Here is a 25,670-nt window from a genome sequence, read left to right as displayed (position 1 = left end):
TTGGGAACCAGCTTAGCAAGCCATACGCTGGTTTTTATTATTGTGGTGATTAACTCTTAAGCTTTAAAGTAAAAATTAATAATTCCATATTCAAAGATGTTAAATATCCAGTACCAACTTATCCGAACGAGGCAAACTGTTGCAGGTGGTAATTCGTAAATCTGGTTGTGCCTTATATTGATCTAAAGTAGTAACACCTTGTAGCTTATTACAGACGCAAGCACGGCATAACCCTCTTTCACATCCCGATGGAATATTAACGCCAGCCAAACGTGCAGCTTCTAATAGCGTTGTCCCTCCATCAACCACAATCTCAATACCACTCCGTGCAAAGTGGATAACATGATCTTTACCATCTGTTGGGTGCTCTACTACCGGAGGAGTGAAACTCTCTGTATGAAATTGTATTTCAGGTAATCCTAAATCCAGTAATATAGATTTTGAGGCAGTAATAAATCCTGGTGGAGCACAAACATACACTTCATGTGCTGTTATATCGGGAACAACTTTAGCTAGTAATTCAGCACTTAGTTTCGCCTGATACATTTGCCCTGAAATTGGATAATTAGGGTCTATCTCATTACATATAAAATGCACATCAAAACCAGATAAGTTGGCAACTTCACGTAATTCATGTTCAAAAATAATAGATCTCTCATTACGGTTAAAATAAAGTAACCTAACTTGGCTATGTGGAGCTTCACGTCGTGCCTTACGTAACATACTCAAAATTGGTGTAATACCAACACCACCCGCAAGAAAAACGATCTGTTTAGGTACTTCTTTCATCATAAAATCGGGAGAGGCCTGCGGTACTCCTACCAAAATCATATGTGAATTTTTCTTAATATGATCATTGATATAATTCGAAACACGTCCGCCCTCTACACGTTTGACAGCAATTTCCAAGCAATTATCAGCCTCGTGACTGTCTCTTAACAAACTATATTGTCGAACCAGACTTTCATCTTCGACTTCCACCCGTACGGAAATAAATGCACCAGCTTCCCAAGTTACGCTCTCCCATCCTTGAGGTTTTTCAAAACGTATCATTAATGCCTGATTTCCTGCTTGCGGAAAAACAGCAAGGACCTTAACAGGTACATTATAAAAAAGAGGCTTATTTAAATACGTCATATTATCTGGCAGCTTATATTGGGCTCCATATACAACTCGGCGTAATAACTCCTTAGGATTTTTTAGTATTTTAAAAAAATTTCCTCTTTCTTGCTCGCCTACAGGACTCGCCAATTTGAGTACATTGACCATCATATCTGGCACAACATCTTCAAGAGACATAACATTGTAAGGTAAGCCATGCTGCAAACAGATTTCTTTAACAAAGGGCTGGATTTCTCTTTGGCGATTACATGGTAAGTCTGGAAATAAATGATGCTCTAAGTGGGTGTCCAATCCACCATAAAACACATCAAATGCAGGTGGATTATCGAATGCAACTTCCTCTTCCAACAATGTTTTAAAATAATTATCAAGTTGGGCATAAGGCGTAAAATTACTTGTCGCTAAAATTTGACGGCGAAAATATTCTTCTTCTGTTTCACTCAATCCCGGGTCACTAAATAACTCAACATTGGGTGAATGGTGTTCCAGAAATAAGACGGCAACAGTCAAATCATAGCCCAAAACTGTACTCAGATAATTTCCCAAAAATGTCGGCAATATCCGATGAGGAGAGACCGAAAGAGGATCTTTCCAAAAATGCTGAGTAATATATTTTTTTGTCAGTTTTAAGGTTTGTTCAATGGTGGTTCGACTAAGTACTTTACGCCCTTCTGTTTTAGCAGCTGATGCTCCAGTAAATAAAGAAAATACAAGATTAGGTGTTGTTAATAATAAAACCCACAACAGTGGAAGTTGCAAAGTATGGTGACCATACCATGGCTGACCTGGCTTAATACGTAAAAAGGAATATCCCAAATCATGGTCTACGCCAACGATATTAGTAAAAGGATGGTGATTTTGATGGTGCATCACACGCCATTCATAAGGATCCACCATAAAATTCCAAACCCAACGTTCAGAATGGAAAGACTCTGCATTTGGCAAATGATCATAACTACCATGCATGATGTTATGACCAAGTTCAGAAAACTCAAGTAATGTATGCAATGCACCTAATATCGCGCCACGCATTATGGCATTAGGTTTTCCACCTTGTTGGATCAACTCATTACTACGCGCTTTAATCGCTTGAGAGTAAGCGGCAACATTTCTGATATGTGCTAGGTCTGCATCACCAACTTTTGCTTTAGTTTGATCATATAAAGCTTTTAAAGCTGCCGTTAAACTTTCGTGCTTGCCGTCTTTATTATTTAGCATTTTATATATCCCTATCGGATTTAATCCTATCCGAAAAGATATAAAGTTTTGAACATTAGCAGAATGACTTTATACTACCAAACTTGACATTTCATGACACATAAAGCATGTCTATACAATTATATTGGGATTTTCCTCGCAGTATCAGTGCTATTCGCATATTGCTTATGATAGGTCAGCAACATGGTTTAACACCTGAAATTTGTATAGAAAACACGCATATTTCTTTGAATGATTTATCGCAACCTAACTTTGAGGTAAAAGCAGAACAAGAATTTTTAGTTATTCGAAACTTACTTAAACTACTAGATCCTACACTTCCCTTGAGTATAGAAGCAGGTCTAAGGCACCATACAACCACATTTGGTGCATGGGGTTTTGCCATTCTTAGTAGTCAGACAATGAAAGAAGCTTTACATTTTGCTATGCGATACTTTCAACTTAGTTCCATTTTTTGCAATTTAGAAGTTATTCAGGAAGATATATATACATTACTGATTTTTGATCATAGTCAATTACCTGATGACTTAGCGTGTTTTCTGGTTGAAAGAGATCTTATAACTGTTATATCAATTCAACGAGATGTCTTGCCTATACAGTTTCCTGTAATGAGCATTAATATTGCCTTACCTGCACCTGTGTATGCCGATAAATTTCCCGAATTAACAGGATATCCAATTCAATTTAATCAGCCACGTAGCTGTATTATCTTTGAAAGCAGTTTGCTTGATTTACCATTACCTCAAGCAGACCCATTTATTCGTGCACGATATGAAGAAGAATGCCAACAACTTTGGACGCGAAGAAGTTCTCTAGGCAGCTATAGCCAAAAAGTCAGAAATATTTTACTCCAACAACCCTCACAAATGCCCAGAATTGATGAAATGGCAGCCCATCTTCAGGTCAACCTCAGAACATTACAACGTCATCTCGCAATTGAAGGAGTTACCTATGAACAGCTTATAGATGACATTCGTAAAGACTTAGCCGAAGACTTACTCAAAACCACCAATTTAACAGTTGAAGAAGTTGCCATTCAATTGGGCTATTCCGAAGTTTCAGCATTTTCCAGAGCCTTTAAACGTTGGAAAGGCATTTCTCCCCGAAATTTTAGGTGGCAAAAATAAATTTATATTTAATATTTTAATGCTTATCCACGCCAGCTCCAGTAAGCAAACTCGTAGCATAATTCATAATTAATAAGACTAAATTATTCGCTTTTTCTTCTGATTCAGCCAAACGCCCTTCTAATAAAAGATGAGATAGACCATGTACAAGGCTACAACTCAACATTGCTAATACTTCAACTTGAGCATCATTTTCATCCACACCCAATATTGAAGCAGTTAATTGATGTAACTGAGTATATGTATTACCCACTGCCTCTTTTAACTCAAGTGCTTCATTCTTTTGTAAGTCAGGATTAAACATCAAGGCAAAGAGATTTCGATTATTTTTTGCAAAGTTAATATAGGCTAAACCAAATAATTTTAACGCCTCTGGCTGAGAATTAGCATCTTGCAACGTTTGGCTTTGCTCCTCTTGCAAGAGCTTAAATCCTTTGGCTGCCAATGCTGCTAAAAAGCTCTCTTTATTTTCGAAATGCCGGTATACCGCATTTCCGCTTACCCCAATTTGTCTCGCCATTTCTCGAAAACTAAGGCTCTCGGCATCACTATTTTTTAGGTGAGCTAATCCTGCATCTAATAATTCTTCACGCACATTTCCATGATGATAATTTGATTTTTGAGATTGTATAGAAGACATGTTGACACCGCGCACATATTATAAGCATAATGTGTGCACTGAACACATTATGCTTTATTGTTGTTTAATTCACACAAAAGAGCAAATCATAATTCCCGTTCAATAGAGCTGCTTATAAATATCCATATTGCCTAGGAAAGGACATTAATAATACTAGGCCTATGAAAACAAAAGAGTATTGAGCTTATAAAGAAATGCAAACTTTCCTTTGAGCTAAATCATCTTTAAGCAAAGGAACTGATATGAACAATTTTAGAAGTATAAAACAGGCTTTGTTATTTACAATACCATTGATGTTGGTCAGTTCACTTGTAAAAGCAGAACTCAACCTCTTAGATGATAAGAGTTTATCTGGTGTAACTGGTCAAGCATTATTTAATCTAACCAATATTGCAGCTAATCAAAATGGTAATCCAAATACAGATGTAGGTTTTTATCGTCTCGGAATGGAAGCACAAGTAGAGTTAAATGCAAATATTAAAAGTTTACAGTTAGGTTGCGGTGGGACTAAAGGAGTGGGTTGTGACATTGATATTGAAAATATTAGTTTAGCAGGTGTCCTCCCCGTAAATGGTAGCTATGCAGGATCAGATGCCGTTATTACTAATCCTTTTATCGAGTTTGCTATCAAATCGCCGGACAGTGCTTCTACTCGAGAAATTGTTGGTTTTCGCCTTGGGGCATTAGGCATATTAGGCAAACTTGGATTGGGATCAAATACAGATTTAACAACATTAGCTGATGACACAGGAGGAATTAACTCTTTATCTGGTGATTTGAATTTAACGCTTACTAATACTGTTCTGAAGAATGTAGTGATTGAAAATGGATTGATCTCTACAGAAGCACATATTAATGATTATAACAAACCGCTTATTCTTAACCGCTCTACAACAGCAACGCTGGATAATGTAGTCGCTAAAACTGGTCCATTAAGAGTATTAGGTCTCTTAGATCTACCTTTAGGTTTAACTCTCAGTAATGCCACATTAAAAGATTATCCGCTGTCTGGTTTCCATGAAATTTTACTAGCTCAGGATGCAGCAGGAACAATTCCTACTAGTGACACATCACTATCCTTACAAAAAGAGGCCATCCGTTGGCAAAAAATAAGTACAGGAACTTTCGACAATACAGTTGCCGCTCAACCAGGATGGTGGCTTTCCTTACCTAAAGTTTTACTCACGGATATCGAAACACAACAGCGGATCGATGTAGGACTTGGCGAGGCATTAGGAGGATTAGTTGGTAGAGAGTTAATTATTAATCCTATTGACTCTGGACAGATAGGCATCAAAAACTGCTACGGGAACTTAAAGTTTTGCTAAGTAAAAATTGCATACAAGCTTTTATATGACGCTTAAATTAAAACAACTCATGGTTTTCATACCACTATTAGCAGGGCTGAATACAGCCCAAGCTATCACAGTCTATAGGTCAATAAATATGTGCTCAGCTTCCGTCAAACATATACCTGATAATATCCAGAGTTCTATTTCTAAACTTAAAGTGGGCTCAATAGACTCAAATACTTCAAACATTTCTTTTATTCTTGCTTCAGCAGTTGCTGCAAAACACAATAAACCAATAGATATAGAACGTATTGCTGTTTATTTGCAAGCTCAACGAAATCAGCAAAATTTCTATTATTCATTACTTGATATCAAGAAAACTTTTGAAAATTTCAATATATCTGTTGAGGCCAAGAAAAATGCCTCACCTTTTGATATGTTAAAATTAACCAATGAAATTCTTATTGGTATTGATCAGCAAGATCAACTTTTTGCATTAGTTGGTTCATCACAAGAATATGTATATTTAATTTATGGAATCATGAATCGAAAAGCATTAATCTGCCCTCTTAAAAAATCTTTATTTATTCAAAACTTTACCACCAATAAATTTTTAATTCTTAGATAGTTACCACCAGACTCCATTAAATAGAGAATTTTTATTAATTCAAACAATTAGGCTTATTTAATAATTATAAAAAATAAGCCCTTTATATTTTTAAAATTAAGTTTTAGAAAATAATCTTTAAAAGTTAATCGAGTATTGGATTTAAATCTCGATTCATTTGAACAATATCCTGATGCGTTGGATTAGCCCCTAAGCTTGAGAAGAGTTCAGGTAAACGATCACGCTTTTTTTGGGCCTCTCCTTTTTGAGCAATAGCGAGTCCTTTCCTCATCATTTGCTGATCATAATCACAGCAATATGCTGGCGTACATGGTTGTTGTCTCCAAGAATCCTCCAAACTACCGGCATCTACAGAGTCAAAACCTATGTCATTAACAAGGCTCATAACAACATTTTTTGAAGGTACACTATCTCCAGCAACAGCTATCGCTAATCTATTTTTACTTCCTTCAACTTGGCCTAATTCTGCAAGTGAATAAGCTAAAATATTATTAAAAGCTTTAATAACAGGACGATTAATCTGCTTGGATACCCAAACACTTTCTGTCATTCCATCATCAATTTCTTTAATATGCGGATCACGGAAATCAGGATAATAATTACTGGTATCTATAATTACTTTGTCTGTAGCTGCTGAGTAAAATAAATCTGTTGGTAATTCTTTTATAGCTGGGAAAGGAATTGATAAAATAATAACATCTGAAGAATTAACAGCTCCATATATATCGACTGCTTCTACGTTTATTTCATCCGCAATTTTTCTTACACCGTCCACACCTCTAGAATTCGCAATATATATAGTATGACCTGCTTCTTTTAAAAGACGTGCAAGGGTCTTTCCAATATTACCAACTCCAACAATACCTATTTTCATATATCAGCCTTTTGAGAAATTTAATACAGTTAACACTTTTAAGTTTAAAGACAAGCTGAGATAATAGGAAGTACACACAAAAAAGTAAGTATATTCCTAAAAGGTAAGTATGAAAGCAGCACGTGACTGGAATTGTGAAGATCCTCAACAGCGGATAGTATGGGCAAAAATCACCTCTGAAGCCCTTAAAGCTATTGAAGGAAAATGGAAAATAATTATCCTTTGTCAACTTTTTGCAGCTAAACAACCCCTACGTTTCTCTGCATTAGAAAAACTTATCGAAGGCGTTAATCAGAAAATGTTGATTCAGCAACTTAAACAATTAGAACAAGATGGGATTATTAAGCGTACTGTTTATCCACAAGTTCCCCCCAAAGTTGAATATGAACTTAGTGAAATAGGATTAGCACTTGGTCCTTCAATGGAAGCACTTATTGAATGGGCAGAATTTAAAAATCAAAAATTAAATAGCGACTCAAAATAATAAAAACTAAGCATAAAATTTATGCTTAGTTTTTATAAGATAAAAATAAGTTATTTCAAACCGAAAGTCTTTCTAATGCTTTTATCAACAGGGCCACTTGGCATGAAGCGACGTAACTTACTTAACAAAGACGCTTGTCCAGATGGTGTACGACGCATTTGCCAATCATTCAATGCTGCCGTAACGATCGTATCGGCAACACCATCCGGTTGGGATGCATGATTAATCTGATTCGATATGGCCTGTGCAGCTAAATTACGTTCATTGTCATATTCAGGAATTTTAGAGCTTACTACAGGTGCGTTTTTATCTAGATTGGTTTTGGTGAAAGAAGGTTGCACCAATGTCACGCGAATGCCAAATTGACGAAGCTCGTGATCTAAAGATTCGGATAATCCTTCAACTGCATGTTTAGTTGCAGAATATACCCCCATATAAGGTGAAGGAAGAAAACCCAATACCGAACTAATATTTATGATTCTTCCATAATGTTGTATTCGCATATATGGTAATACCGCTTGTATCGTACGGAGAATACTAAATACATTCGTATTAAATAAAAATTCTGCTTCTTTTATAGAGGTCTCTTCTATTGCCCCAGTCAGGCTTGCTCCAGCATTATTAATTAAGATATCAATACGCCCTGCCTTATCAATAATAGAATGAATCCCAAGTTGGACAGAGTCCTCATCAGACACATCCATTTCAATGAGCTCAACCCCTTCAATAGGTTGGGCTTTGACTTTATTTCTGACTGTTCCAAATACTTTATGGCCTTTTTTAGCAAATTTTTCTGCTGTGACTTGACCAATTCCTGATGAAACACCAGTAATTACCACTACTTGTGAGTTTGACATATGAACTCCGAATAATTTTTAAACTTAAGAATCTGATGGTTAAGCTGTTGGTTTGACCCTGATTTTGAACCAGATTGAGTACATAGCCGGCAAGAAAACCAAAGTTAAAATGGTTCCAGCCAGTGTTCCACCAATCAATGTATAGGCTAGCGTTCCCCAGAACACCGAATGAGTCAGAGGAATAAAAGCCAAAATAGCTGCCAAAGCCGTTAATATGACGGGTCTGGCACGTTGTACTGTTGCTTCCACAACAGCATCCAACGGATCGAGTCCTGCTTGCTTGTTTTGCTGAATTTGACCAATCAAGATGAGTGTGTTTCGCATTAAAATTCCAGACAATGCAATCAACCCAACCAAGGCATTGATACCAAAAGGCTGCTGGAATAATAGAAGCGTCGGTACCACACCGATTAATCCCAACGGGCTGGTGAGAAACACCATAATCATTGCAGCTATAGATCTCACCTGAAGAATGATAATGAGCAAAGTCATTGCCAACATGATCGGGAAAATAGGAAGCATAGCTTTAGTGGCTTTACCCGACTCTTCAATAGAACCCGCTTCAACGATGCGATAGCCCTTCGGTAGATTTTTTATAACTGACTGAAGCTGTTTGGTAATTGCTGTAGATACATCAGGTGGTTGCAATCCTTCAGCAATATCTCCACGAACGGTTATTGTTGGTACGCGATCTCGACGGCGTATGACAGGCTCTTCCATCCGCACTTCAATCTTGCCAATTTGTGACAGAGGAATACGTTGTCCATTTGCCCCAGTGAGTGTGAAATCACCAATTTTTGCAGGATCCAGTCTTATATCACCCGCAGAACGAGCAACAACTTGTACTGTACGAATATCTTCGCGCACAGATGTTATCGGAATACCTGTTAACAAAAATTGTAGTTGCTGTGCCACTGAAGCTGAGGTGAGACCAACTGCTTGTAGGCGATCTTGCTGTAATGTGAAATGAAGGGCTGGTGTACGAGTTCCCCAATCGGTATTTACAGTTCTCATCATTGGGCTAGCATTCATAACATGCTGAACCTGAGCTGCAATTACACGCAATTTTTCTAGGTCTGGCCCTGTAACACGGTAAGCCACTGGATAGGGTGAATATGGTCCAAAGACTAGTTGTGTGACACGTACCTGCGCCTCAGAAGCAAGCCCATTCGAAACAGCTTGTCTTAAACGATGTTTTAAGGCTTCTCGTTCTTCTTGATTGTCAGTTCGTATCACAATCTTGGCAAAGGATGGGTCTGGTAACTCAGGTCCCATGGATAAATAAAACCGAGGGGCGCCTTGGCCAATATACGATGTCACAATCTTTGCTTCATTTTGCTTAGATAACCAAGCTTCAACTTTGGCTGTAGTAGCGCTAGTTTGCGTAATCGATGTACCGTAAGGCATTTGTACTTCAACAAGTACTTCAGGTCGGTCAGAGATTGGAAAAAATTGTTTTTTCACCAATGTCATTCCGCCTATTGCCAAAACAAATAATCCGATAACACTACCAGCAACAAGCCATTTACGTGCAATGACACGTTCAAGAATTTGACGGAAACGGTTATATCTTGGTGTGTCATAAATTGCATGGTGTCCACCTTCGACTTTTTTAAAATCAGGTAACATCTTCACACCCAAATAAGGTGTAAAAACGACTGCAACAATCCATGAAGCAATAAGGGCTATGCCGACAATCCAAAACATATTGCTGGTATATTCACCAGCCGTAGATCGGGCAAAGCCATTTGGCATAAATCCAACAGCTGTGACTAATGTTCCAGAAAGCATAGGTGCTGCGGTGTGGCTCCATGCATAAGCAGATGCAGCTATTCGACTAAAGCCCTCTTCCATTTTGACGACCATCATTTCAATGGCAATAATGGCATCATCAACCAAGAGTCCTAAGGCAAGAATAAGAGAACCCAGTGTAATTCGGTCAAAGTTTTTGCCCGTTGCCAACATCGCCACAAAAACAATAGCCAATGTGAGTGGTACAGCCATAGCAACAACAAGTCCAACTCGCCATCCCATGCTGATAAAGCTTACAAACATCACCACGAGTAATGCTGCAAAGAACTTAATCATGAACTCATTTACCGACGAGCTAATATTTACCGCTTGATCGGTCACCTTATTTAAGCTGATACCAAGGGGTAAATCTTCATTGATTGAGCCAACTTCGTTCTCTAATGCTTTACCAAGATCTAATCCATTCCACCCTTCACGCATGACTACACCTAGCAATAAAGCAGGTTCTCCATCATTACGAATAATGAATGTTGCAGGATCTTCATAACCACGTTTAACAGTCGCAATATCTGACAATTTCAAGGTACGACCTTGAGCAGTTATAGGTGTGTCTCGAATTTTTTGTAACTTATCAAAAGCACCATCCAATCTGACAAAAACTTGAGGACCTTTGGTCTCAATAGAACCAGCTGGAGTAAGTACATTCTGATTATTAAGTGCAGCAAACACATCTTGTGGATTTACGCCTAGTGTTGCCAAGCGCTCATGTGAAAATTCAATATAGATACGTTCAGGTTGCTCGCCAATAATATTGACCTTTTTTACCCCAGGTACATGAAGTAGCTGCTGTCTAATTGTTTCTGCATCACGCACCAACAATCTTTGTGCTTCATTTTTTGCCTTCAAAGCATATAAAGTAAAGGTTACATCCGCATATTCATCATTAACAAGTGGCCCAATTACCCCTGAAGGTAAATTACTCATTTCATCATTTGCTTTCTTCCTCGCTTGATAAAACTCCTCCTGAACTTGAGATGGAGGTGTGCTATCAAGTAAGGTTAGTGTCGTAAAAGCTAGCCCAGGCCTTGTATAGGTTTCTGTTCGATCATACCAACGCAGCTCTTGCATCCGTTTTTCGATTTTTTCAGCGACTTGATCTTGCATTTCTTGTGCAGTTGCACCGGGCCAAGCAGTCACAATGGTCATGACCTTAACTGTAAAGGCTGGGTCTTCAGCTCGACCTAATTTAAAAAATGCAACAACGCCTGCAATTGAAATTAGAAAAATCAGGAATAGAGTGATACCCCGTTCACGAACAGCAAGAGCTGACAGGTTAAAACCTTTCTCACTCATGATTGTCCTCCTTCATTTCCAATTGAAGGATTATTTGCCTGTGATGCAATACGGACTAACTCGCCTTCTCGAAGTAAATGTGCACCTAGAGCAACAATTTGATCTCCACTCTGAATATTGCCAGTTACATACGCATATTCATCATCAACGTGTTTTACAACAACAGAACGCCACGTTACTTTCTGAGTTTTTCCATTAATTACCCATACTCCTGCTCCCTTTCCTTTATCAAGTAGTGAACCTATCGGTACTTGTAAAAAATGTTGTGAACTCTGATTTTGAGCTCCAATACGTACAGTGACGGTTGAACCTAAAGGAGCGTTTGCCAAATCTCCGTCTAATACAAAACGTGCTTCAAAAGTACGAGTGAGCTGATCTGCTGTATTTGATAACTGTCTAAGCTTAGCTGGGACACTGATATTTTCTTTACCAAAGAGAGTGGCTTGACCAATAGCTCCTATTGCAGGGCGTAAAGTCTCGGGAAGCTGAATAACTGCTTCTCTTTGACCAGAATGAGCTAAACGAATTACTGTTTGACCCGCGCTTACGACTTGCCCCGGTTCAACCAGTGTTTCCATAATTGTGCCATCACCATCGGCTGTTAAGTCGGCATAGTGACTGGCGTTTAATGCGACTTTAGCTTGAGCTTGCGTTGAACTTAGTTGTGCTCTCGCCGTATCTGCTGCTGCCTTAATCTGATCATAGGCGGAAGCAGATATAGCCCCACTTCCACGCAAATCACGATATCGAGCTTCGTCTTTTTCTGCTTGTTCAGCACGTGCTTTGGCTGCACCTACAGCTTCTTGCTGAGCTTTGGCAGCAAGTTCCAAATCAACCGGATCAATACGCATCAGTAACTGTCCGCGTTTTACCGTCTGACCGGCTTCAACAAACCGTTTGATTACTTTGCCAGAGACACGAAAACCAAGATCACTTTCTACCCGTGCGCCTATCGTGCCTGTAAATGCTCTTGAGTCAGAAGTAATTTCTTCTTGCACAGTTGCGACTCGTACTAATGGTGCCGAAGTACGGGGGTCAGATTGTGTATTTTCAGCACAACCTAGCAAGAAAAAAGGAAATAAATATATTGCAGCAAATGGAATAAGGCGACGATAACGCATATTAGAGTCCCCCCCTTGAAGAAATTAATCAGGAGACTCATTTTTAATCAAGTGACCAATTTAGTCAATAGTCACAAATTTATTATGGCGATAAACTTCTCAGCACAAGACTAGAAAGCAACACTGGAGCATCAGCGTTATATGAAATACTATGTTGTAAAAGTAATGGATGTAGATAAGGTCTCATAACTAAATAAATAGCCTTAACTGCTTCATCAATAGGTGTTTTTCTTTCAAAATCACCAGTTTGACGACCTTCTTGAATAATATTTTGTAGTACTTTAAGAATTCGATTTTCATAAGCGACCGCAGCATCCCATTTCTCAGAGGCTGCAGAAACTGCAATTTCATAGAGCTTACGATCTTGAGAAAATAAACGAAGGCTCCCTTCCACAATTACTTTAAAAAGCACTCTCAATTTTTCAGCAGGATATTCAGCTTCTTGAATGGCAGCATTAACTTCATCTTCAATTTCACGCAAACAATTGGCACAAATCATCTCGCCAATTGCCTGTTTAGATTCAAAAAATTTATAAATATAAGCTTTAGAAAAGCCTATAGATTTTGCAAGATCAGAAACTGTAGTTTTCTCATAACCATAGCGGCTGAAATGCTCTGTAGCAGCAACCACGATTTGGTCCCTTACCTCATGATCTTCCGGTCCTCGCTTTGAAACAGGATAACTACTTTTTTCTTTACTCATATTTTCAATTTAAACCTTTGTGTGAAAGTTGTAGTTTAACTCTTGACCCCTGATATTGACAACAAGTGACTAAATTGTATTATAGTCACAATTAAGCCATTGTTCAAAATCTCGCCTTGGGGAAAATATGTTATCTAGATCTATCGTTCTCCTACCAATACTCACCAGCATTCTTGCTGCTTGTACCGTAGGTCCTAATTATAAACGTCCTAGCATATCTCTACCCGAGCAATATCTTGGCGCTCCCTTAAACTCACCAAGTGACGAAACCAAAGCAGATATTGAAGTATGGTGGAAAAGTTTTAATGACCCCCAACTTACTCGATATGTCACATTAGCATTAAAACAAAATCTGGATCTGACCCAAGCATATACCCGTGTGACTCAAGCTCAAGCAGGCTTATCGGCAGTCAATGCTTCTTTACGCCCAATAGGTAGTGTTGACGCACAAGCAGCTAAAGCTTACCAATCCGTTGAAACTCCACTGGGGCAAGTTTTAAATTCAATACCTAATTTTGACCGACATGGTAGTTCTTATGAGGCAAACCTAAGTGCCACTTGGGAATTAGATATTTTCGGAGGCCTTCGAAGAGACCGTGAAAGTGCTCTAGCAAACTATCAGGCTTCGAATGCAGGAGCATCAGCAGTTCGTTTAATGGTCGCAGCGCAAACAGCAAATCTTTATATTAATATTCGAGGATTACAATCTCGATTAGACATTGCCCAGCAACAATTACAAACGCAACAAAAACTTCTTTCAATTATTCAACTTTTATATAGCAAAGGATTGGCATCTGAATTTCAGGTCAAACAAGCTAAAGCGAATGTTGCTCAAATTCAAGCTGTAGTTCCCGCACTTGGAATGAATCTAGACATTGCCATGAATGCACTTGACGTCATGCTTGGAACCGTACCAGGAACTCACCGAGCTGAACTAGCAGAACTAAAACCAATTCCTGTTATTCCTAACATTACAGAAACAGGAACAGGAACACCCCGCGATCTTTTACGTAGACGACCAGATCTCATCATGGCTGAAAGGCAACTGGCAGCTTCAAATGCACGCATTGGCAGTGCGATTGCAGAATATTACCCAAAGGTTTCTTTAGGCGGTTTGATAGGTAGCGCAACCACAGCAAGTGGAAACTTATTTTCAAGTGGTGCCAATCAGGCTGCTGGCTTATTAGGCTTACGTTGGCGTTTATTTGATTTTGGTCGAATTAATGCAGAAATTCGCTTAGCTAAGGGGCAAGAAGCCGAAAAACTTGCAGCCTACCAATTAGCCGTCTTACATGCAGCGGAAGATGTAGAGAACTCATTATCAACTTTATCTAAAAGACAAGAACAACTTGTAGCACTTCAAGATGGTGAAAATGCGCTACACCATGCACAGAAAATCGCTTTAATTGCCTATCAAAAAGGAATTAACAGTCGAATAGAAGTATTACAAGCAGATTCAAATACTTTGCAATTCACAGATAGAAAAGTACAGGCACAAACCGATTCAGCCCTTGCTGCCGTAGCAGTTTATAAATCACTGGGTGGTGGCTGGCAACCCAATGATTATTAATATGAAATTTCAAAAATTTAAAATCACTGAATGAGATGGTGGATTACCTCATACCTACAGGAGCAATGATTTCATTTCGATTAACCAAATTCTCTAGGAAACATAAACACAAAATGTCCAACAAACATTTTCACTTCAAGGAAAGACACAAATGAAATTTAAAACATTCGGTACAGTAATTATTTTAGTAACTTTACCAATGACGGGGACCTTGGCTGCATCTCTAGACCGCTCAGGTCAGTCTATCTCTGCATTCTTGCAACCAGGTAATTACTTTGAAGCGGGTATTTCTATATTAGATCCAAACGTTTCAGGTAAAGTGCGTAATGAATATTCACCAAATGCAACTCCACCAAACGTGATTGGTTTACAAAATACAAATATTAGTGACATGGGGGATGATTATTACTCCCCTAGCGCTGCGCTAAAGCTACAAGTAACAGACAACTTCTCTTTTGGTCTAATTTATGACCGACCATTTGGCGCAGATGTTACTTACTCGCTCTCTGACCCAGCATCAGCTGCTGCAGGTGGCTTAGGACTATTTCACAATGGTACAGAGTCACTGGAAGTTGAAGTAAAAACCCAAAGTATTTCAATGTTGCTTGGCTACCAACCAAATGAAAATTTTAATTTTTATGCAGGTCCCGTTTACCAAACAATTGAAGGTGATGCTCAATTTCGTGGCTTAGCATTTGGCGGGAATAACAGCTTTGGTGGATATAATCTCAACATTAAAGAAACTGACGGTGTTGGCTGGTTGGTTGGTATTGCATATCAAATTCCAGAAATTGCATTAAAAGCATCTGTTACTTATCGCTCTGAAATTGATCATGAAATGACAATTAATGAGAGTTCTATTGCAACGTTAGGGCAAAATATTGGCACTTTTATTAATATGAATAATGGCTTGGAGCAAACAAAAATTACTACGCCTCAATCTGTTAATCTAGATTTTCAAACAGGTATCATGGCGAATACAGTTGCATTTGCAAATGCGCGCTGGGTGAACTGGAAAGATTTCACAATCCGCCCTTATGCATTCGGTGTAGCTTCAGAAATCGCAGGCCCCTCTGTTGGCAAACCAAATGGATTTGATCTAGCTGCCTATAGTGATGACCAATGGTCAGCAAATATTGGTATAGGCCGTAAATTAAATGACCAATGGACAGGAAATATTTCTGTAGGTTGGGATTCTGGGGCAGGTAACCTTGTGACTGCATTAGGGCCGACAGAAGGATATTGGAATCTTGGCTTAGGTGCTCAATTCAGCCCAACACCACAAACGTTTATTTCAGGTGGGGTAAAATATTTCTGGTTAGGTGATGCCAACTTACAAACTAGTGCGCAATTTAATACACCAAATTATGTTGCGGAGTTTAAAGATAATCATGCCATCGCATATGGATTAAAAATGGGCTATAAGTTCTAATGATTGATATTAAAAAAACATTTAGATGACCTGAGCCCAAAAGTTAGTTGACTTGATTTAAAGGCTTTTAGACTGAGTTCTGTAACGTACGGGTCTCAGTCTATTAAATTTATTCTTTGTTCTTTCACGGTTTTGTCCTGTTTATTAATTACTTTAATTCTTGACCTTAGAAATATTTAGATTTAAGTATTTAAGACTCTCCAATCCTACGTATATCTTATCAGTGAAAGCTCATGGGTCATTTGTGTATTGTTTAGTATTATCAGCACAACTTAACGAAAATAATGGAATTAAATATATTGCAGTAAACGGAATAAAGCACTAAAGCATATGAGAACCAACGTCCTGTAAAATTTTTAAGAAACTATTTAAAAATAACCAAATCAATCATAAGTCACAAACCGATTAAGGCAATAAATTTCTTAATATAAGATCAAAAAGTAGCCTTAATACATTCGTATTGATGATTAATTCTCTATTACAAAATAATGGATATAAATAAGTTGATCACTAGGAAAATCGCTTTGACTGCCTTAGAAACTCAATTCTTTCTTTTACAATAAACAAAACCACATCGTTTTTGCATCATTTCGTGTAATAATTTTTTGTCTTCTTATCTTACAATAAGCTACTGATTACAAATAATAAATTAATTAAATTATATAAATAAGCTCAGAAAAATCTATAGATTTTGCAAAACTAGAAACTGTAGCTTTCTTATAATCATAGCGACTGAAGTGCTCTGTAGCAGCACTTAGGATTTGATCTCTTACCTCATAATCTTCTGGTCCTCCCGTCGGGAGAAGATAACTACTCTTTTCCCGATTCATATTTTTATTTGGCCCTTTTTTGAAAATGACAGTTTAACTCGACCTATTTATTATTGACAAATAGTGACCATATTATAATATAGTCACAATTAATAATTATTCAAAACATTGGATAAATATATTGTCTAAAACTCTCGTTGTCTTACCAATATAAGCTAATGCTTTGCAATTCACGGATAGAAAAGTACAGGTACAAACTGATTCAGTCCTTACTGCTGTAGCAGTTTATAAAGCGAGAATTATTATGCGGGAACAATCAGTACGCCAGCCGTTAAATACACATGATTTAAATCATGCGATCTTAAACGGACCCATTCCCCAAGTAATGCTAAAACTGGCGTTACCAACCATAGCTGTTTTGCTTGTACAAACTCTGATTGGATTACTAGAAACATATTTTGTTAGCTCTCTAGGAACGGATGTAATAGCTGGCGTAGCCGTAGTGTTCCCAATTCTTATGCTCATGCAAATGCTAGCGAATGGTGGATTTGGTGGAGGACTAGCTTCAGCAATTGCTCGAGCTTCTGGAGCAGGTCGATCAGAAGATGCCCAATCCCTTGTCTGGCATGGTGTAATTCTTGCTGGCATTTTGGGAGGAGTTTTTAGTATTGTTATGCTCACCTCAGCCCAGATGATATATCACTTAATGGGCGTTACTGGCTTAGCTTTAGATGCTGCCCTAAAATATTCCAATATTATTTTTATAGGTTCACCCCTTATATGGGCTGTAGCCCTACTCTCAGCCGCATTACGTGGTGCAGGTGATACAAAAACTCCGGCCCGCATAACGCTTCTAGGTGGAGTACTACTTTTACCCCTATCACCTATTTTCATTTTTGGTTGGGGATTCATTCCCTCATTGGGTGTAGCTGGAGCTGGGCTCGCTGTCTTAAGTTATTATATTTTTGCCATCATATGCTTAATTAGGCACATGCGAACAACGCATAGCATTATCAAATTATCGATCAAGCCTATCAATTTTCAGTTCTTCAAAGATATTCTTGGTATTGGTTCACTGTCTGCTATTGGAATAATTCAACTCAATTTAACTGTTGTCATCGTAACAACCTTAGTTGGTCAATTTGGTTCTGATGCAATCGCTGGGTACGGTATTGCTTCCCGACTAGACTACGTGCAAGTTCCGCTTATGTTCGGCATTGGCTCAGCAATCATGACCATGGTAGGTATTAATTATGGAGCTGGGCAATTTCAAAGAGCACGTCGTATCACATGGATCGGGGTTTTTATTACGTTCCTTATCACTGGCTCAATAGGACTTTTCTTTAGTATTTTCCCTTCCATTTGGCTTGGTTTTTTCAGTCATGATCCATCTGTCCTTCAGACTGGAACAAATTACTTGCAGCATGTTGCGCCTTTTTACGGAGCAATAGGTATAGGTATGGCTCTTTATTTTGCAGGCCAAGGTTCAAAACGATTATTAGGCCCCATCTTAGCTGGTACCATCAGAATGATTATTGCAGCTGTTCTCGGAAGTATCGCTGTTCTATATTTTGATGCAAGTTTATCAACTTTCTTTCAAGTTATTGGCCTGAGTGCTTTGATATTTGGTTTGGTGTCCTGCTTGGCAAATTTTATTCATAGATAAAATTGCTCAACTTTCTTAAAGATTTTGCACAAATCTTCTAGAACTACACTCACCTCTTTTGTACCGTTCTAAGGGCAAAACTTAAAAATTTATGGGTGGATTGTTATGGGTAACTGGGTGGATATTTCAAAAGATACCAATACAGGTATTGAAACAATCCGTGCCCATTTTACTGGTCATGCTTATGATCCCCACTGGCATTCGAGCTATTTAATTGGTGTAACTGAATCCGGCATTCAACAATTTCACTGTCGTAAAAAGCAAATCAATAGTCATGCGGGACAAGTCTTTATGCTTGAACCAGAAGAAATCCATGATGGACATGCTCCTGCATCTGATGGCTTTACCTACCAAATGCTCTACCTACATCCAGACTGGTTAAAGCAACGTATCCAAGGTTTATTTCATAATAGCCCTGATCACTACGAGTTAGTGATTGATGCACCATTAAAGTCAGATGAACAGCTCGCTATTATTACTTCTCAAGCATTCCAGCATCTGCACTATAAAGAAATGAATATTGTCAAAGATAATAGTCTAGACCTACTTATTCATCATATCGCACAAGGGAAATGGTTAAAAAAAGCTCACCATTCGTCTTCTACTCACACACCTCGAATCGCACACCAAATCCGAGATATTTTGCATGATCATCTATTTGAAGATATAGGGCTTGAAGACATCGCTCGCATGATCGGCCTAGACCGATACCATATTCACCGCATTTTTAAAGCAACTTTTCATTTAGCACCTCATCAATATCTCATTCAACTCAGACTTACACGAGCGCGTGATTTACTCGCCAGAAGCATATCACCTGCACAAGTTGCTTCAGATTTATGCTTTGCTGACCAAAGTCATTTAAGTCGCTGGTTTAAACGCTGCTATGGTTTAACACCTGCTGCCTATAGAAAAATCTGCACAAATCTTCAAGATTAAAAATCTTAATTATTTCATCTTATCTCTCCCTATTAACTCAAGTAGACAAGATGGAAAACCTCACTGCATTTTCATTATTTGCTATTGTTGCCTCAATTACTCCCGGTCCAACTAATTTTATAATTTTAAATTTAAGTAGCCGTTATAAAATTTCTAAAACGTTTCCTGTCATTTTAGGTTCTTGCATCGGGGCTGCCCTACTTGTGCTCATCGTTGGCATTGGGCTGGGTTCAATCCTTCTGGCTTACCCAATTATTCAAAAAATAATGACACTCATTGGTTTAATCTGGCTCACCTCGTTGGCTTGGAAATTATATAACTACAATCCTATTATTCATTTCGAACAAGACAAAGAAAAAGGTCCGATTGGTTTCATTACTGGCTTTTTTATGCAAGCAATTAATCCTAAAACATGGATGATGGCTTTTGCAGTGATTAGCGTCTACACAAAACAAGGGCAAGATATCTGGATAAATGTCTCAATTTTATCCTTCATTTTTTTCGTTATAGCTATTCCTTGCCTTTACATGTGGGCCTTAGCGGGTAGGCTAAGCAATCGATTATTTTCACAAACAAAGCATATGAACATTTTTAATAAAATGATGGCGCTAACACTACTCATCTCTGTATGGTTGCCCGTCCTATCTACATTTTAATAATAAAAAATCATCGAAACAGGATAAGGATATCTACTTTTTAATATATAAATTAGGTCATATAAATTTTTATTATTAATTTTCTATATTAAAAACTACTTATTCTTATAATTTCATAAAATAACTTTTTAATGACTACTCATTTAATGACCTAATATTTTTTATTTTGAGGAACATGCTCTCTAAAACACATGTTACTTTTTGTTATTTATGTAAAACTCAACCTAACAACAAAACCAAATAAATCATTGTTAAATATAAATTTATATTAAATATTATTCTGTAAATTTTGTCTATTTTTTGAACAAATGTAGGTAATTTCTCACAACCATGTAAGCCAAAACCTACATCATAAGCAATTGTTTTTCCTATAATTAATTTCAGTACATATAAGCACTCTTTACTATTAAATAGAAAGCTGAATATTAATGAAGAGATCTGGAGAATCGGTAACATTATCTTTATTAATATAAAAACTCCTAATAATAGAAAAAGAATCTCAAAAATTTAATATGTACTATCTTTCCTCTGAAAACAGAGGAAAGATAACTTTTTAATCATCAGATAGGATATAGAAAATGTTTATTGCAAAAAATATATTTGTATATTTACTATCAATGTTAGCTTTATGCTTACTGATTATTTTCTTTAACTACCTAGGAATGAACGAAACAACCAACCTTCTACTCTCTTCTACACTTTTTGGAATATTTATTACTTGGTATTTCAAAGGTAGTGGACTATGTCTCGCCTTATTTAGCTTTTTTTACTGGGCGATGTTTGTTATTAGCCAAAGTTTAGAAGTGATATGGATGCTCACAAGTTCAGTTATTGTCTATCTTGTTATGACTAAAATCATTCCTAAACTCAAGACTATCCATATTGGGGTGATAGCCAAATAGCTAGAAAGGGTTCACCCCACGCTTAATCATACCTACTTTCCTAACTGTATTAATTTTGATTTGCTCAGCAATTAATAATTCATTTAAGAAATTTTTTAAATTCTGCTCATCAAGACGAATGGGATTAAAACTAGTTTCTCCCATACTTAAAAAGAAAGATTCAATATTTGTATTACGCTGTACATATTTCATTGACCAACGCTGAAAAGAATTCTTCTCAATGGAATATGTACATAGCCATTTAACATTGTAGTGTCTCTGATCATTTTTAATTTTTTCAAATAATCTTTCCACTAATTCTTGTTCACCCTCTAGGCATTGAAAGAAAGCATTATCGGCATAATAGAGCACACCACAAATTTGATTCAAGTCATTGAAATTTCGAGCTTCTGTTAGGATATCACGTAAATCTTGCAGTAAATCTTCATTTTTTTCGTTTCGTTGGCTGGCATAACACAGTCGAACGTTCATTAACAATTCCGTGAAATATAAAATTTCTTTATCTAAAGATTTTCCAATCTAACATATCTATTCCTGATAATTTATATTTCTTCATACGCTAAGCATTAACAAATGACTGATTAGTGATTAGTGATTAGTGATTAGTGATTAGTGATTAGTGATTAGTGATTAGTGATTAGTGATTAGTGATTAGTGATTAGTGATTAGTGATTAGTGATTAGTGATTAGTGATTAGTGATTAGTGATTAGTGATTAGACTTACATACTGGATAGAAAATAAAAAGCCCTCTTATAGAGGGCTTTTATAGCATTTAAAAGAACAACAGAATTTCTTTTAAACGACTAAAATAAAAAAAAGCACTAAAAAGTGCTTTTTTTCTTACTGAAATATTATTGTGGAATAATATTTACAGCATTTGGGCCTTTTTGCCCTTGAGTAACAGTAAACGTTACACGTTGACCTTCGTGCAAAGTTTTGAAACCTGAACCAGAAATTTCTTTGAAGTGAGCAAACACATCTGGACCATTATCTTGTTGAATGAAACCGAAACCTTTAGTTTCGTTAAACCATTTTACTGTACCACTTACTGTATTAGACATGATATATCCTACTGATTTCTAATATTTTAGTATCATTTAATAATGACACTAACATAACTTTGAAAAAAGAATAACAAATTGAGTTAAGATCTTAAAAAACGAAGGATTATGACTAAAACTACGATACTTTAAAGAAGATTTACTAACAAGACTTTTTTCTAGTTAAGAGCATGATACATGAAATAATTTTCTATTCAAGCTTTTTATGAAAAAAATTTTATAAATTATAATAAAAAACAGAAAAACAATAACTTAACAGAGTAGCTAAAAAATTAGTATATTCCCTACTTAACCAACACCTTACGTCTGATTAGATAAAATATCGAAGAACAGAAAGATAACTGTTTATAACTTATCAAGTGGCCGATGAAAATATGAACGAAAACTTGAAATAATTTAACCTTTAAAAAATTCAGGCAATAAAAAAACTCCTAAAAAGGAGCTTCATTTTTAAATCATTGGCAGAGGATCAAGGACTCGAACCTTGACGAACGGTTTTGGAGACCGTCATGCTACCATTACACCAATCCTCTATGTTTATGATTAAATAACTAATGATTTAATCATAAAAAAAGCAAGAACATCGTCTTGCTTCCTTTAATGGTGGGGGCGAAGAGACTCGAACTCTTACACCTTGCGGCGCTGGAACCTAAATCCAGTGCGTCTACCAATTTCGCCACGCCCCCATCTGGGACATTTATTTAAAATAAATGTGGCAGAGGATCAAGGACTCGAACCTTGACGAACGGTTTTGGAGACCGTCATGCTACCATTACACCAATCCTCTTCCAAGATTTAGATGACTTAACATCCAAATCAACTTTAAGACTTAACTTAAAGTGGTGGGGGCGAAGAGACTCGAACTCTTACACCTTGCGGCGCTGGAACCTAAATCCAGTGCGTCTACCAATTTCGCCACGCCCCCGATGGCTGTGTATATTAGCGATAAGATCTAACAGTGACAAGTGTTTTTTTTCTAAAAAAAACTGACCGTGTAAATTGTATACAGATACTAGATCAATGATTTTTATAAGTTTGAATGTGCTTTTAAACAATTCAGCGCTTCAAACGCGTTTGCGAACCTATTTTTTTGTTGTTTTTGCAATAAACCTGAAAGGAATGGATAAAAATTCATAAACTGTGTTGGTAATTGAATGGTTAAATTTTGGCAATGCAATACTGCCCAATCATAGTAATTCCCTGCTTCTAAGCGAGTTTGGGCTAACCATTCATACAAAACAATTCCAAGTGCATATAAATCGCTTTGTACACTCTTGCCATGACCTTGATAGAGTTCAGGTGCCATATAACGTGGTGTTGCATCCATCACTGAATCTGAACTCATCAAAAGTCGGGCTTTCTCAAAATCAATCAAGTAAGTTTTTTGATCAAACTTTCGAAAGTGTTCTCTTTTAATATCTCCATGAATCCAACCCAATCTATGAAGTTCAGCGAGCTTATCTAGCGCGAACCAAATCGTATGGTACACATCTGTTAAATGAGTTTCATAAGGCAACGAACCAAACCACAAATCAGTATCAGGTAAAATTAAAACCTCACCTAAAGAATGGTTTAATTGAGGAATGGTACTAACTTCGATTAATTTATAGGGTAAAAGCCACGCAGGTTTCTTGTGATTAATTTCTTCGTAAAACAATTGTTCATGTATGAAATCTTGCTCACTTTGAACATACGTTTCAGGCAAATGATATTTTAACCAGTAGTTTCTAGCATCTACAGAACATGTCCATAGATGCCGTCCTAAAGCTGAACTTCTGGGCTTTGTAACATATGTTAAGTTTTCTATATGAGAAGCAAAATCATGCTTCAGCATAGTACGACTCTGGCTGTTGTTGCTTTTCTTCAAAACGCAAAACTTCTAAACAATGCTGAATCGTCTTGCCAATACGAGCATGGGTCTCAATCGAAGAAATTTTTGGCCAAGTCGCGCGTTCCCCTTCTCGTTGCAAACGTTTAAACAAATGTGGACGTGGGTTTTGCAAAGTATAGGTATAGTGACTCAAGCCATATTTAGCAATAATATTAACATCACCATAATAACGCTGCCCCATTACGCCATATCCATGATCGAGTAATCTCCTAATCGGAGATATAGAGCCAAGTCTTTGACGGGTAAAATCCATAATTCCCATCGACAGCACTTTACCTTGACGTCTTAAAATACGTTCTGGCCAGCTTAAAACATCCTTACGAAAACGGTCAGCATCATTTTGCATAAAGGGCACAATATGCGGGTTAACCTGACTGGCGATGGTGTAGTTCAAATTATATAGACGCGCCATTCTTTCTTGCGGAAAATCATTTCTTACACTGCCATCAACCCATTTTGTATTTGCCATATAAGGTGTATGTTCACCGTCATAACGTTTACTGGTTAAACGCACTGGTGGAAATAATACAGGTACAGCACATGAAGCCAACACAGCACTCCATACCAAAACGTTAGGGGTCATAATGGCATTCATAATTCGCGGGTTTTCTGTTGCATCATAGGGCGCAACCGCAACATTAATATTTAAACCAGATTTTTTGAAAGCTTCCTCAAAAGTAAGATCACCTAAGTTTTCAACAAGGAATTTTTTCAAATAGTGCACATCGGCAATCCCACCATTTCCTTTAATGAGTTCACGAAGTTTTCTAAAATGAAAAGCATCACTAAAGAATTGTTCTCCATTTAATAAATTTTGAACATCTTCACTGGCAGAAGTTCCAAGCATACCTGTCATAATTGCCCCTGCACTTGAGCCAGACAACACTTTAGGCATTAAATCCTGTTCAATTAAAGCTTTACACACCCCTGTGTGAAAAAGACCTAAAGTCGCTCCACCCGAGAACATAAGAGCCGGTTGTCCATATGCTTTTTCACAATTTTCAAAAAACTCAATTTTTTCTTTGCGTTGGAAAGTAATACATTCACTTGAAGCTATATAGGCCAAGCTTTGGCTAACTTCTTCAATATAGTCTTCAATTAGTTTTTTTGTGCCGACATGCGTTGCGGCAAAAAGCATTGGGTGACCAATGTTTGCAATATCATAGGTTAGGCCTTCTTTGAGTAAATAAATGAGGTCTAGCGTTCGATGTTGCTGGCGGTATCTTTTCAGTAAGGTATATCGATAAGAAATGAGCTCTGCATCGAAATAAGGTGAACTATTATCGAATTTCCACTCTTGCACCCCTGTTTCTTCATCTAGTTTTAATGCAAAAGACTTCCACTCTTCATAAGATTCAGCCATGTCTAATTGACGTTGTAATTTTTTGATACGGTAAGCCTGATGCGGATTCATATCACTTCGTATTTTTTCAAACATATTTCGTCCTCATCTTCACAGATGATTTTACTGAATAGACATGACCACACTATGCGCGGTCTGAACATTTCAATCAATTGCAAAACCGATAAACTGTATAGCAACAACTTTTTTGTCAGCCTGTTAATTTCGGTGTTAGTATCCTAGTAAATTACTGTTTAACATGATTGACT

21 protein-coding genes and 4 tRNA genes are annotated in these 25,670 nt (G+C 37.3%); 10 read left to right on the top strand and 15 right to left on the bottom strand.

Features of this window, described 5'->3' with window-relative positions:
- Nucleotides 1–99 precede the first annotated feature (99 nt).
- The gene (locus tag HL290_RS02180) at nucleotides 100–2,340 is read right to left on the bottom strand and encodes a fatty acid desaturase (protein WP_198495458.1); all 2,241 of its coding nucleotides are present in this window, start codon (nucleotides 2,338–2,340) and stop codon (nucleotides 100–102) included.
- 107 nt (nucleotides 2,341–2,447) lie between these two features.
- On the opposite strand from HL290_RS02180, the gene HL290_RS02175 reads away from it, so the two are divergent.
- On the top strand, nucleotides 2,448–3,467 hold the full coding sequence (locus tag HL290_RS02175) for an AraC family transcriptional regulator (RefSeq protein ID WP_198495457.1): 1,020 nt from the start codon (nucleotides 2,448–2,450) through the stop codon (nucleotides 3,465–3,467).
- 16 nt (nucleotides 3,468–3,483) lie between these two features.
- On the opposite strand, the gene HL290_RS02170 is transcribed toward HL290_RS02175, so the two are convergent.
- Nucleotides 3,484–4,107 (bottom strand): TetR/AcrR family transcriptional regulator, encoded by a 624-nt coding sequence (locus tag HL290_RS02170; RefSeq protein ID WP_080027453.1) that lies wholly within the window; start codon nucleotides 4,105–4,107, stop codon nucleotides 3,484–3,486.
- Between the two features lie 242 nt (nucleotides 4,108–4,349).
- Between HL290_RS02170 and HL290_RS02165 the strand changes: the two genes are divergently transcribed.
- Together HL290_RS02165 and HL290_RS02160 are read left to right on the top strand one after the other, a co-directional pair.
- Nucleotides 4,350–5,435, top strand: coding sequence for a hypothetical protein (locus HL290_RS02165; protein WP_198495456.1), 1,086 nt, complete (start codon nucleotides 4,350–4,352; stop codon nucleotides 5,433–5,435).
- 118 nt (nucleotides 5,436–5,553) lie between these two features.
- On the top strand, nucleotides 5,554–6,027 hold the full coding sequence (locus HL290_RS02160; RefSeq protein WP_004643411.1) for a hypothetical protein: 474 nt from the start codon (nucleotides 5,554–5,556) through the stop codon (nucleotides 6,025–6,027).
- A 124-nt stretch (nucleotides 6,028–6,151) separates the two neighbouring features.
- On the opposite strand, the gene HL290_RS02155 is transcribed toward HL290_RS02160, so the two are convergent.
- Entirely contained in the window at nucleotides 6,152–6,901 is a 750-nt protein-coding gene (locus HL290_RS02155; protein WP_198495455.1) for an NADPH-dependent F420 reductase, read from the bottom strand.
- A 109-nt stretch (nucleotides 6,902–7,010) separates the two neighbouring features.
- Between HL290_RS02155 and HL290_RS02150 the strand changes: the two genes are divergently transcribed.
- The gene (locus tag HL290_RS02150; RefSeq protein ID WP_013197269.1) at nucleotides 7,011–7,385 is read left to right on the top strand and encodes a winged helix-turn-helix transcriptional regulator; all 375 of its coding nucleotides are present in this window, start codon (nucleotides 7,011–7,013) and stop codon (nucleotides 7,383–7,385) included.
- A 50-nt stretch (nucleotides 7,386–7,435) separates the two neighbouring features.
- Here the strand turns inward: HL290_RS02150 and HL290_RS02145 are convergent, their stop codons facing one another.
- The 4 genes from HL290_RS02145 to HL290_RS02130 all read right to left on the bottom strand — a co-directional run bounded on the left by HL290_RS02145 (nucleotide 7,436) and on the right by HL290_RS02130 (nucleotide 13,171).
- A complete protein-coding gene (locus HL290_RS02145; protein ID WP_198495454.1) occupies nucleotides 7,436–8,242 on the bottom strand; it encodes an oxidoreductase in 807 nt (268 codons plus the stop codon).
- 39 nt (nucleotides 8,243–8,281) lie between these two features.
- Nucleotides 8,282–11,347, bottom strand: coding sequence for an efflux RND transporter permease subunit (locus HL290_RS02140; RefSeq protein WP_198495453.1), 3,066 nt, complete (start codon nucleotides 11,345–11,347; stop codon nucleotides 8,282–8,284).
- On the bottom strand, nucleotides 11,344–12,468 hold the full coding sequence (locus HL290_RS02135) for an efflux RND transporter periplasmic adaptor subunit (RefSeq protein ID WP_198495452.1): 1,125 nt from the start codon (nucleotides 12,466–12,468) through the stop codon (nucleotides 11,344–11,346). The genes HL290_RS02140 and HL290_RS02135 overlap by 4 nt, the downstream gene beginning before the upstream one ends.
- Nucleotides 12,469–12,550: 82 nt before the next feature.
- Nucleotides 12,551–13,171 (bottom strand): TetR/AcrR family transcriptional regulator, encoded by a 621-nt coding sequence (locus HL290_RS02130; RefSeq protein ID WP_198495451.1) that lies wholly within the window; start codon nucleotides 13,169–13,171, stop codon nucleotides 12,551–12,553.
- Between the two features lie 127 nt (nucleotides 13,172–13,298).
- On the opposite strand from HL290_RS02130, the gene HL290_RS02125 reads away from it, so the two are divergent.
- The 6 genes from HL290_RS02125 to HL290_RS02100 all read left to right on the top strand — a co-directional run bounded on the left by HL290_RS02125 (nucleotide 13,299) and on the right by HL290_RS02100 (nucleotide 21,106).
- Entirely contained in the window at nucleotides 13,299–14,741 is a 1,443-nt protein-coding gene (locus HL290_RS02125; protein ID WP_198495450.1) for an efflux transporter outer membrane subunit, read from the top strand.
- Nucleotides 14,742–14,892: 151 nt separating this feature from the next.
- Nucleotides 14,893–16,173: an OmpP1/FadL family transporter gene (locus HL290_RS02120; RefSeq protein WP_198495449.1), complete on the top strand. Its 1,281-nt coding sequence runs from the start codon at nucleotides 14,893–14,895 to the stop codon at nucleotides 16,171–16,173.
- A gap of 1,074 nt (nucleotides 16,174–17,247) precedes the next feature.
- On the top strand, nucleotides 17,248–18,609 hold the full coding sequence (locus HL290_RS02115; protein ID WP_003650782.1) for an MATE family efflux transporter: 1,362 nt from the start codon (nucleotides 17,248–17,250) through the stop codon (nucleotides 18,607–18,609).
- A 105-nt stretch (nucleotides 18,610–18,714) separates the two neighbouring features.
- Nucleotides 18,715–19,548, top strand: coding sequence for an AraC family transcriptional regulator (locus HL290_RS02110; protein ID WP_198495448.1), 834 nt, complete (start codon nucleotides 18,715–18,717; stop codon nucleotides 19,546–19,548).
- 50 nt (nucleotides 19,549–19,598) lie between these two features.
- Nucleotides 19,599–20,204, top strand: a complete 606-nt coding sequence (locus HL290_RS02105; protein ID WP_198495447.1) for a LysE family translocator — start codon at nucleotides 19,599–19,601, stop codon at nucleotides 20,202–20,204.
- A gap of 578 nt (nucleotides 20,205–20,782) precedes the next feature.
- Nucleotides 20,783–21,106 carry a hypothetical protein gene (locus HL290_RS02100; RefSeq protein WP_198495446.1) on the top strand — a complete coding sequence of 108 codons (324 nt, stop codon included), beginning with the start codon at nucleotides 20,783–20,785 and terminating at the stop codon, nucleotides 21,104–21,106.
- Here the strand turns inward: HL290_RS02100 and HL290_RS02095 are convergent, their stop codons facing one another.
- The 8 genes from HL290_RS02095 to HL290_RS02060 form a co-directional block, all read right to left on the bottom strand.
- Nucleotides 21,107–21,577 (bottom strand): AnBLUF65 family BLUF photoreceptors, encoded by a 471-nt coding sequence (locus HL290_RS02095; RefSeq protein WP_198495445.1) that lies wholly within the window; start codon nucleotides 21,575–21,577, stop codon nucleotides 21,107–21,109.
- 381 nt (nucleotides 21,578–21,958) lie between these two features.
- Entirely contained in the window at nucleotides 21,959–22,168 is a 210-nt protein-coding gene (locus tag HL290_RS02090) for a cold-shock protein (RefSeq protein ID WP_003650775.1), read from the bottom strand.
- A 459-nt stretch (nucleotides 22,169–22,627) separates the two neighbouring features.
- Nucleotides 22,628–22,701 (bottom strand) — tRNA-Trp (locus tag HL290_RS02085).
- A gap of 68 nt (nucleotides 22,702–22,769) precedes the next feature.
- Nucleotides 22,770–22,854 (bottom strand) — tRNA-Leu (locus HL290_RS02080).
- 27 nt (nucleotides 22,855–22,881) lie between these two features.
- Nucleotides 22,882–22,955: transfer RNA gene (locus HL290_RS02075), tRNA-Trp, on the bottom strand.
- Between the two features lie 53 nt (nucleotides 22,956–23,008).
- Nucleotides 23,009–23,093: transfer RNA gene (locus HL290_RS02070), tRNA-Leu, on the bottom strand.
- 102 nt (nucleotides 23,094–23,195) lie between these two features.
- Nucleotides 23,196–24,002 carry a protein kinase domain-containing protein gene (locus HL290_RS02065; protein ID WP_198495444.1) on the bottom strand — a complete coding sequence of 269 codons (807 nt, stop codon included), beginning with the start codon at nucleotides 24,000–24,002 and terminating at the stop codon, nucleotides 23,196–23,198.
- On the bottom strand, nucleotides 23,989–25,497 hold the full coding sequence (locus tag HL290_RS02060) for a DUF3336 domain-containing protein (protein WP_004643431.1): 1,509 nt from the start codon (nucleotides 25,495–25,497) through the stop codon (nucleotides 23,989–23,991). The genes HL290_RS02065 and HL290_RS02060 overlap by 14 nt, the downstream gene beginning before the upstream one ends.
- Nucleotides 25,498–25,670 lie beyond the last annotated feature (173 nt).

The sequence above is a fragment of the Acinetobacter sp. AC1-2 genome, from assembly GCF_016124155.1.
GTDB classification, from domain to species: domain Bacteria; phylum Pseudomonadota; class Gammaproteobacteria; order Pseudomonadales; family Moraxellaceae; genus Acinetobacter; species Acinetobacter calcoaceticus.
Note: the sequence above shows the minus strand (reverse complement) of the source record. Positions and strands in the feature narration are given on the sequence as shown.